The sequence below is a fragment of the Ensifer sp. SSB1 genome, assembly GCF_016652895.1.
Lineage (GTDB): Bacteria > Pseudomonadota > Alphaproteobacteria > Rhizobiales > Rhizobiaceae > Ensifer.
Window position 1 is genome coordinate 1 of sequence record NZ_JAEPRP010000350.1, and the last position, 2,198, is coordinate 2,198.

The window sequence follows — 2,198 nt, forward strand, 5'->3', positions numbered from 1 at the left end:
GCGTCTTCCAGATCGCTGGTATCTGGGCTTCCGACCCGAACGCTTACTGGGCTGACTCTGAGTGGACCGTTGCTGCTTCCTACCGTTGGAATGCAACCGACAAGCTCGCTGTTACTCCGGGCTTCCAGTACTGGGGTAGCCTGCAGGACTCGCTCACCAGCTTCGGCGACGACGACAAGTGGCGCGCTGGTCTGACGCTCGACTACAAGATCACCGAAGGCCTCGCGACCCGCGTTTCGGTTCAGTATGAAGATCAGGACAACGCTGACGATCAGGTTCTCGGCTTCGTCCGTCTGCAGCGCGACTTCTAAGATCATCTGACTCGGTCAGAAGCGAAGCCCGCAACTCTTCGGAGTTGCGGGCTGTTGCTGTTTCGCAACGTTTGCTTGCCTTGAGACGCCAGAATTGCCGAAAGGTGAAGGCGTTGGCTTGAATACAGCCGGTTTCTCCGCCTCATTCGCAAGAGGGAGAGGGAAACTGCGAGCGTGGGGCAGGACGCTGAAAAACAGGCGGGCGACTTCAGCTTTCCGGACATGCGTTCGGGATATGAGGTCAACTATAGCTTTAGCCCGCAACGCCCGGTCGGGGTGGTGAAGGAAACCACACTGGGTGAACTGCTTCAGCGCTATGCCGACATTTTGTGGGAAGAGGGCAGCCACAAATATAACGTAAAGGCCTTCATCGGCGAACTTGACGAGATTCTGATCTGCGCCAGGTTCACCACCTTCTCACAAGACATGCTCGACAGCCTCATCGGCGCACTACGCAAACGCGGCAACAGCAACGCAACCATCAACAGGAAGATGGCGGCGCTGAGCAAGTTGCTGCGGAAAGCGTACAAGATGGGTGACATCCACAGTCTGCCCGAGTTCAGGCGGCAAAAAGAAAGAGCCGGGCGCCTCCGCTTCCTGGAGGCCGCCGAAGAGGAAGCGTTGTTCCGAGAAATCGGCAACCGATCAGACCTCTACTTGCAACTTTCCATATTCCTGGTGGACACAGGCGCCCGCCTTGGCGAATCCATCGCTTTAAAATGGAATGATATTTATGAGGGCAGAGTAACGTTCTGGGTCACCAAATCCGGTCGTAGCCGCACGGTACCCCTGACGTCCAGAGCGAAAGATGCGATGGAGACACTTGCGGACAGGTCTCCCGGACCATTCTCTTCGGTTGATCCTCAAAAATATCGCGCAGTGTGGAACGCCGCCAAACTGGAAGCAGGACTGGGCGAGGAAGAGGACATCGTTCCGCACGTCCTAAGGCATACGTGCGCGTCTCGTCTCGTGCGCGGCGGCATCGACCTTCGGCGCGTTCAAATGTGGCTCGGTCACCAGACGCTCGAGATGACGATGCGTTATGCCCACCTCGCGTCGCACGATCTCGACATGTGCGTGCCGGTGCTTGAACGCCACCTAAAATAACACTCCCCTAGCGAACCCTCGGATGCCCACCCGCGGGCTCGATTGTGCTGAGTTTTAGCTGGGGAGCCGCCCCAGTCAGATGCGGAAAACCTTCCGATTCTGACTGGAGGTCAGAAATGAACATCAAGAGCCTTCTTCTCGGCTCCGCTGCTGCTCTCGCAGCAGTTTCCGGCGCACAGGCAGCAGACGCAATCGTCGCAGCCGAGCCGGAGCCCATGGAATACGTTCGCGTTTGCGACGCTTTCGGCACTGGCTACTTCTACATCCCGGGCACTGAAACCTGCCTCAAGATCGGCGGCTTCATCCGTTTCCAGACCAACTTCGGTGAAAATGCTGTCAACCGTCTTCAGGGTTGGGGCAACGCCGGCACGTCTGACTGGGATGCCTTCTCGCGCGCTTACATCTCGTTCGACGCCAAGAGCGACACCGAGTACGGCACGCTCACCGGCTTCTTCGCTGCTGAGTTCAACGCCGACAACGACACCGACATCGGTGACAGCCTCATCGACGTCGACGAAGCCTACATCCAGCTCGGTGGCCTCAAGGCCGGCTTCTTCTACAGCTGGTGGGATAAGGGTCTGAACGGCGAAACCGACTCGATCGGCAACGTCACCGAGTTCAACTCGATCGCCTACCTCTATGACGGCGGTTCGTTCCAGGCTGGTGTCTCGATCGACGAACTCGAAGGCGCAACCACCAAGCCGAACGGCATTGGTGTTTCGGGTATCGTTTCGGCTTCGGTCGGCGGCGTTTCCTTCGACCTGCTCGGCGGTTACGACT

3 protein-coding genes are annotated in these 2,198 nt (G+C 58.0%); all 3 read left to right on the forward strand.

The window, feature by feature from the left end:
• A partial coding sequence (locus tag I8N66_RS37175; RefSeq protein ID WP_291165549.1) for a porin occupies window positions 1-311 on the forward strand: 311 nt, incomplete at its 5' end.
• Window positions 312-533: 222 nt separating this feature from the next.
• Window positions 534-1,418 (forward strand): site-specific integrase, encoded by an 885-nt coding sequence (locus I8N66_RS37180; protein ID WP_365888480.1) that lies wholly within the window; start codon window positions 534-536, stop codon window positions 1,416-1,418.
• Window positions 1,419-1,534: 116 nt separating this feature from the next.
• On the forward strand, window positions 1,535-2,198 hold a 664-nt coding region (locus I8N66_RS37185), incomplete at its 3' end, for a porin (protein WP_291165552.1).

Coding starts and splice junctions, on each gene's coding strand:
- I8N66_RS37180 (WP_365888480.1), top strand. CDS start 534: ATGCGTTCGGGATATGAGGTCAACTATAGCTTTAGCCCGCAACGCCCG.